Raw genomic sequence first — 7,193 nt, 5'->3', positions numbered from 1 at the left:
GGTGCGCGTCCGCGCCGTTCGCCGGGGCCCCGTCCCCGCCGCCGTGCGATCCGTCTCCGTCACCCCGGGCGGGCTCATCGCCGCCGACGGGCGGGACGACGGTGATCTCGGCGATGACCGGACCGCCGGCGGGCGTCGGCCTCCCGCCGCCGTTGCCGGTGGCGGGTCCCGTCGCGGGAGCCCCGCCCTGTGCCGGGTCCTCTTCCGACCGGGCGGGCCGCTCCGGCTCCGGGGGCGGGGGGAGGTCGGGAGGAAGGAGGGTGCCGCCGGGGCCGCTGAGCGCGTCGATGCCCGCCAGCGCGGAGTCGGTGGTCAGCTGGTGGGCCGTGTTCATGGTCGCGCCGGACGTGGCGGACCAGGGGGTGACGGTGAACCCCTGGCCGCCGGCGACACCGCCCAGGCCCTCACCGAGGACGCCCTCCGCGGCCCCGGTCCCCGCGCCCAGTCCCAGGCCCCGCAGGTAGGGCCAGAACCCCCGCGCACTCTCGTGCAGCGAGCCGGCCAGGTTCTGCGGGACGTCGGACAGGTGCTCGCGCAGGGGCGGGGGCAGCCGGTCGCCGATCGTCCGGGACAGCCGGGAGCCCAGGTCCGGGTCGCCCCACGAGCGGATCAGGGTGTCGGCGTAGTCGTCGCCCAGCCGCCGCGCCTGATCGACGCCCAGGCGTTCGGCGAAGGCGCGCTGGAACACGCCCGCCATCTCCGCGCGGAACGCGTTCCGTTCGACCGCGTTGTCCCAGGAGCGCGCCCCGGTGGGGGAGTTGGGGTGGAACGGGACCAGCATCTCGTCCCGGTGGCGGGTGAAGAGGTCGGCGAGGTCGCCGTTGAGCGTGTGCGGTGGGGGAACGGGGTCGGGTCCACCTTCTCTGACCGGGGGCGGGGGGACGGGGTCGGGCACGCCCTCCCTGAGCGGCGGAGGGGGCGCCGGGTCGGGCGCACCGCTCCTGAACGGTGGCGGAGGCGGGTCCGGCAGGCCGCGCAGGTCGTCGATGTTGCGGGTGAAGGCGTTCGCGAACCCGCTGTTGACGAAGGCCCCCACGCCCCCGGACATGCCGGCGGAGACCAGCCCCTCGATCACGGCCCCCACGTGCGCGTCGCGCAGCAGGTCATGGTCGAAGCCGTCCCGGTCGCCGTTGGCGATCTGGACGCGCTGGATCAGCGCGCCGAAGCTCGCGAAGACCTGGCTGACGATCTGGTGGCTGGGAACGGTGACCAGGAACCAGGCGATGAGCCGCCGGATGGCCAGGCTCCGGATCGCCTTGAAGACCGGGATCCACTTCAGGGAGGCGCCGAAGGTGAACTTGGCCGTCGCGATGGCCCAGGTGATCTCGGCGATGAGCTGGGCCACCTGGACCCAGACCATCGCCACCATGTAGTCGACGTTCGCCGCCGCCTTGCGCAGCTCGGCCGAGAGCATGCGGCTCGTTCCCGCCGCGTTGCCGATGTAGTCCTTCTCCCCGCTGGTGAAGGCCGCGAGGGAGCGGTCGTAGTGGTCGGAGGCGGCTCCGCCGAAGTTCCTCCGGATGCGGTTGCGCGTCGTGTCCATGACGTCGGAGAGCTCGTGCAGCCGCTGGTCGAGGACGTCGTAGACCTCCGAAGCGGCGCGCATGGCCGGTGCGCTGGCCCGGGGCAGGTCGATCCCCAGCATCACTTTGACGAAATCGTGTGCTGAGTCACCCATTTTCTGAGGGTCGAACAGCATGCCCGCCCCTTTCCTCGCCACATGTATCCGAAGCGACGGTAAAGGTAACACCAGCGTGCGGAGTCGTGGAAGTGGACAGCCGGTTTCCGGGTGTTCCGCGGAGGATGGCCGTGGACTTTTGTTGCATTCGTGTTTCCGGGGTTTTTCGATCGGTCGCGGAATGTGGAGGTGCGTTTCCGATGGGTATAGTCGCGACTCCGCGGCTTGCCTTCTCCTCGCCCGGTGCGGTACCTGTTGTGTCGGGCGGAAGGGAAAGCTTCGCCGGGGCGGTCCCGTCCCGCGCGGGGCGCTCCTTCCTTCGTCTTTCTTTTCTGTTTCCTGCGATTGCTTCTCTGTTTCTTTTCCCGGTGCGCGTCGCCGGGAGAGGGCCTCATTTCGGGATCCGTCCTGATCACAGGGGTCGAGGTCGTGTACCGGGGTCCGTCCGGGCGCGCCCGATCCGCCGCGCCGATGCGGCTCCGCTCCCTGAGGAAAACGGGCGGGATCCGACGGTGAATGGAGTTCTTCGTCTCATTCGTAAAGCGTTCCGTTGCGGCGTTCTTTGTTGCACGGTCCGGTGTGACGGTGGTCGCATTTCCGGTGCGTCGGTTTCCCGTGTCCCCGTGCGGGCCGGGCGGTCGTGCCGGCGGTGCTCGGCGGGCCTCCGGGGCGCTGTCGAGGAACGGCGGGCCCCGGGTGGCTCCGGCCGCCGCCCGAAGTGCCGTCGGCAGGGCGCTTTCACGGGCTGTTCCCGCCGCGAACGACCTGAGTAAAACCTTGAAGGAGATCCGGTGACATGAGTTCATCGATGTGGGAGCAGATGGAAGCCGAACTGCGGCGGCTCGATACGACGATGAGGGAGCTCGTGGAGGCGGGCGCGGACCTGGAGTCGGCGACCGAGGAGGCCACGGCCAGGAACCGGCTGGTGACCGCGACGGTCGACGCGACCGGTGTCCTCACCGGGCTCGTGTTCCACACCGACGAGTACCGGGGCATGGCCGCCGCCGAGCTGTCGGCGACGCTCGTCGAGGTGATCGACCGCGCCCAGCGGCGGATGGCGGACCGGGTCGCGCAGGCGTACGACGTCTTCGCCCCCGAAGGCGTCGACACGGCCGCCGTCCTGCGCGGCGAGATGGACGTGGACGAGGCCCTGCGCGCCCAGGGCTTCTCCCCGCACGACTTCGACTGACCGTCCGACCGCAGCCACCAGACAGCGAAAAGGAGCAGAACGATGTCCGCATCAGACCGCCTCTCCGTCGACGCCGACGGGATCGGCCGGGACACCAGGCTCATCTACGAGGCCGCCGACTTCACGGACGAGATGGTGGCCGACGCGCGCGGCGCGATCACCTCCTTCGAGGAGGTGCCCTGGGGCGTCAAGGGGGAGTACTCGAAGCGGATGCAGGAGACCCTGGGCGAGGCGGAGAAGATCCTCTGGCAGCTCCTCGACTACGTGGCCGTGGCGCAGAGGCAGGCCGCCGACGGGGCGATCCGCACCGCCCGCGGCTTCTCTTCCGCCGAGGACCTCAACGTCGACGTCTCCGGCTCGCTCGACCCGCGCACGCCCGGCGGCCGGCGGTGACGGCCGCCCACCCGCGGCCCGGCCCTTAGGGTCCGCCCCCCGCCTCCGCCTCCGCCCCCGCCGGGTGCGGAGGCGGAGACGTCTCCGGCCCTCGCGGCGGACCTGCACGGGGGGCGGCCCCGGGGAGCCGCCCGCCGGCGCCGCAGCCCACCGCCCCGCCAGCACTCCCGCCCCGGGGTCGGGCCCGCTCCGGACAGGTCAGAGGGCACGGCGGCCCCGCCACGCCGCGGGCCGTCCCCCGGCCGCGGAACCGCCGGGACCGGCCCCCGTGCCCCGGGAACGGGCGGCAGCCCGGACCGCCTCGCGCGCCCGGGCCGAGCCCGCCCCCAGAGCGAGCCCGGCCAGGCTCCGGCACTCCTCGGGGGTGTGGCGGCCCAGGGCGTCGCGCACCGCCGGCAGGGCCGGGGCGGCCATGGACAGGCTGGTCACCCCCAGCCCGGCCAGCACCAGGGCCAGCAGCGGATCGGTGACCGCGTCCCCGCACACCCCCACGGGGATCTGGAGGCTCTGGCCCGCCAACCCGACCGAGCCGATCAGGGACAGCACCGCCGGCTGCCAGGGGTCCAGCAGGCCCGGCGGGAAGTCCGCCGCCCGGTCGACGGCCATCGTGTACCGGGCGAGATCGGTGGCGCAGACCGTCACGAAGTCGACCTCGTACAGCAGCCGGTCGGCCAGCAGCGCCGCCGCCGGGACCTGCACCATCACCCCGGCCCGGGTCAGCCCCTGGGAGCGGGCGAGGTCCGCGAACTCCCCCGCCTCCTCGGGTGTGGACACCATCGGGGCCATCACCCCCACGTCGGCCCCGGTCCGCGAGGCCGCCGCCGCGAGGGCGGCGAGCTGGTCCACCAGCGCCGCGCGCCGCGGACGTGCCGCGGCGGGCCCCGCAACCCCCGTCCCCGCGTTCAGCACCCGGACGGTGACGGCGCGCCCCGTGACCGCCGCGAACATCCGCGTGTAGGCGGCGGTCTGCTCCTCGCGTGCGGGCGGCTCCGCGCGGCCGTGGAACAGGAAGTCGGTGCGCAGCAGCCCCACACCGTCGGCCTGGTCGGCACAGGCCGGTTCCAGCACGTCGCCGCTGATGTCGAGGAGCAACCGCACGGCCGAGTTCCCGGCGGCGGACACCGGTGCGCGCGGCGGCCGTGGCGAGGCGGGGGCGGGAGCGAAGCGGGAGGCGATGTGTGCCACGGTCTCTCCAGGGGACGGCGTGTCGGGGCCCGGGGCGGCCTGGGGCCGCGAGGCGGGGCGGTCGCACGCACGGCGGGGGACCCGGCGGGTCCCGGGCCGGTGCGGCGGTGCGCCGGAGCGTGATCGGCGCCGCCCACCCGCCGGGACGAGGGGAGAACGGCGGCATGGGGGCGCCGACCGGGCGGGGCCACGCGGCGCACGGGGGAACCGGAAACGCCGGGTGGTCCACCGCGGGCCGGTTCGGGCGCCCCGCCGCGGTGCCGGGGACACCGGCGGTTGCAGCGGGGCGGCCTCTCCGGAGCAGGGGGAAACCGAGGAGTGGAGCGGAGAGGAGAACCACGCATCCCGAGGTGGCACGCCGCGGATCTCCGGGCTCTCCCGTGCCATCTCGATGTTGTAATGCTTGTGTTTGCTTGTGGTTCGGTTGATTTTAGGGAGATGGTCCAGGTGCCGTCAAGGTGTTCCGTCCCTCACCAGAGGTAACGCAAGGCCACGGAACACCCGGGGGACGCGGCGTTCCGGCGCCCCGCCCCCGGGCCCGTCCCGCGTGCGCGGGACGGATCAGGGTGCGCCGTCCTCCTCCGGGATGAAGCGCGCACTCCTCGATACGGGTGAGGTACCACCGCGTCGAGGCGCGGGCGGGGGACCGCTCCGCCAGGGAGGCGATGTCGTCCGCGATGGTCCGCGCGTCCGCGCCGTCGTTGTGCCCGACGGTGGCGGTGGGGGCGCACCGGCCGCGGGCGGTGTCCCGGCCGGTCTGTTCGAGGCCGCGCGGACAGTCGGTCGCGCGGCCCTTGAGGTCGTTTCCCACGGTGTCGTTCCTCCTTCTCGGGGCAGTGGGCCGGCGAGGGCCGCGGGGCCCATCCGCGCGCAGCGCCGTCAGCAGCATCATCTCGGCAGCGAACAACGGTTCCGGTCGTATCGGCCTCCGGGTGCGCGCCTCCGGCTGTTGACGCAGCGGCCGGTTCGGTATCGGTTCGACCGCCGGAGTCCGTCGGAGACGGAGAGCCCGGGGCGATGAGGATCGCTACGGGAAGCGGTGGCCCCCGTCCGAGATCCCGAAGGAGATGGGGCCGGCCCGCAGCGGGTCACGGAGCGGGTCGGCGTCCAGGACCCGGGCCGCACCTCCCATCTCCTCCTGCGGGTCGAGGGGGTCCTCGGAGCGGGGACGCCCGGCGCACCGGGCGTCCCCGGCCGGGACGCCGTCCACCAGGTAGGCGTCCACCGCCGCCGTCACGCAGTCCATCCCCTCGCGCCCGTAGAAGGTGTGGTCCCCCTCGTCGGTGACGGTGATCAACGCGTTGTCCAGCCGATCGGCCATGCGCTCCGCCCCCTCGTAGACGGTGTTGGCGTCGTACTCGCCTCCGATGACCAGTCCGCGCGGGTAGCCTTCGCGTTCCAGCTCCACCAGTGGAGCGGGTGTGTGCGAGGCGAAGGTGCAGGGCTGGGGCACGTGCCAGATCGCCCCGACGCCGTAGGGGCTGCGCTCACGGACCTCCCGGACGTCGGCGTAGTAGTCCGACAGGCGTGTGGGCCATTCGGCCTCGCAGAGCACGGCCATCATGAGGGACACGTTGTCGTAGTCGATCCCGGGGTCGGGCCACTCGGGCTCCTCCGGCCACTCGGGATCCTCCGGCCACTCCACTTCGGGGTAGGGCAGGTCGTTGACGATGTACCAGAGGACGGCGGTCGAGGGGCCCCAGTCCTCCTGGAAACGTGCCCCATGACCCACTTGTGAGTCGAAGTGGTCCGCCGTGAAGATCCACGGTTCCGGATCGTCCGGCCACTGGTCGTGGCGGGGACTCTCCACCAGTCGTGCGCGGGTCTCCTCTAAGACGGCCAGCACTTCCTCGGGCGTCGACCCCAGACCGTAGACGTCGTCGTGCTCGGCCACCCAGGCGGTGTAGCGCTCCACGTTGGCCCGGTCGCCCTCGCTCTGGAGCGTGAACACGTCGCGCCACATGCCCTCCGGTGGAACGGCGGCGTCCAGGACGCTGCGGTCCAGGCGCTGGGGGAACAGGCTGCCGTACACGGCACCGAGGTAGGTGCCGTAGGAGCGTCCGAGGTAGGAGATCTGCTCCTCGCCCAGGGCGGCGCGGATGACGTCCATGTCCCGGGCGGTGCTCTCGGTGGTCATGTGCGGGATCAGGCCGCCGTGGGCGCTCTCGCAGGCTCGCTGGGCGGCGATCACCGCGCGGGTGTGGCCGGAGAGCGCGTCGTCGGTGGGCCGGGGGTCCGTGACCGGGTAGTGCGCACCGCAGTCCAGGTAGGGGGTGGAGGCGCCGCTGCCGCGCGGGTCCATCCCGATCACGTCGTAGACCTCGGCGACGCGCTGCGCTCCCAGGGAGGAGAAACCGTGGTCGGGGCGGTCGCCGACGGCCATTTGGCGGCCGGTGCCGCCGGGGCCGCCGGGGTTGGTGAGCAGGATGCCACGGCGTCGTTCGGGGTCCGAGGCGCGGTTGCGGCTGATGGCGATGGAGGCGCGCTCGCCTCCGGGGTCCGCGTAGTCCAGAGGGACGTCGATCCAGGCGCATTCCACGTCGCGTAGGAGGTGCTCCTCGCAGGGGGACCAGACGACCTCCTGCTCGTGGAAGGCCCGGAGGGGGTCGTCGGCGGCGGCCGGGGCGGCCACCGCCAGGGATGAGGCCAGGGCGAGCACCAGGGTGCCGGCGCAGGTGAGGACGGGTGCTGTGCGCACGGGGGGTGTTCCTTTGCTTCTCCGGCCGGGGCCGCGGGGGCGACGCCGGG

General features: G+C 73.1%; 5 protein-coding genes. 3 read left to right on the top strand and 2 right to left on the bottom strand.

The window, feature by feature from the left end; translation table 11 throughout:
• The first annotated feature begins 986 nt into the window (after positions 1 to 986).
• The 3 genes from RM479_RS08925 to RM479_RS08915 all read left to right on the top strand — a co-directional run bounded on the left by RM479_RS08925 (position 987) and on the right by RM479_RS08915 (position 3,260).
• A complete protein-coding gene (locus tag RM479_RS08925; protein ID WP_311511247.1) occupies positions 987 to 1,373 on the top strand; it encodes a hypothetical protein in 387 nt (128 codons plus the stop codon).
• Positions 1,374 to 2,474: 1,101 nt separating this feature from the next.
• Positions 2,475 to 2,867 (top strand): YbaB/EbfC family nucleoid-associated protein, encoded by a 393-nt coding sequence (locus RM479_RS08920; protein ID WP_311511246.1) that lies wholly within the window; start codon positions 2,475 to 2,477, stop codon positions 2,865 to 2,867.
• 42 nt (positions 2,868 to 2,909) lie between these two features.
• On the top strand, positions 2,910 to 3,260 hold the full coding sequence (locus tag RM479_RS08915; RefSeq protein WP_311511245.1) for a hypothetical protein: 351 nt from the start codon (positions 2,910 to 2,912) through the stop codon (positions 3,258 to 3,260).
• 198 nt (positions 3,261 to 3,458) lie between these two features.
• On the opposite strand, the gene RM479_RS08910 is transcribed toward RM479_RS08915, so the two are convergent.
• Together RM479_RS08910 and RM479_RS08905 are read right to left on the bottom strand one after the other, a co-directional pair.
• On the bottom strand, positions 3,459 to 4,445 hold the full coding sequence (locus tag RM479_RS08910; RefSeq protein WP_311511244.1) for a putative PEP-binding protein: 987 nt from the start codon (positions 4,443 to 4,445) through the stop codon (positions 3,459 to 3,461).
• A 1,027-nt stretch (positions 4,446 to 5,472) separates the two neighbouring features.
• Positions 5,473 to 7,143 (bottom strand): alpha/beta fold hydrolase, encoded by a 1,671-nt coding sequence (locus RM479_RS08905; RefSeq protein ID WP_311511243.1) that lies wholly within the window; start codon positions 7,141 to 7,143, stop codon positions 5,473 to 5,475.
• Positions 7,144 to 7,193: the final 50 nt, after the last annotated feature.

Origin of the sequence: Nocardiopsis lambiniae, from assembly GCF_031845465.1 — a bacterium.
GTDB classification, from domain to species: Bacteria; Actinomycetota; Actinomycetes; order Streptosporangiales; family Streptosporangiaceae; genus Nocardiopsis; species Nocardiopsis lambiniae.
Note: the sequence above shows the minus strand (reverse complement) of the source record. Positions and strands in the feature narration are given on the sequence as shown.

What these genes read in the sequence shown, in the direction of transcription:
- RM479_RS08925 (WP_311511247.1), top strand. Translation starts at nt 987, where the DNA reads ATGTTGCGGGTGAAGGCGTTCGCGAACCCGCTGTTGACGAAGGCCCCC.
- RM479_RS08915 (WP_311511245.1), top strand. Translation starts at nt 2,910, where the DNA reads ATGTCCGCATCAGACCGCCTCTCCGTCGACGCCGACGGGATCGGCCGG.
- RM479_RS08920 (WP_311511246.1), top strand. Translation starts at nt 2,475, where the DNA reads ATGAGTTCATCGATGTGGGAGCAGATGGAAGCCGAACTGCGGCGGCTC.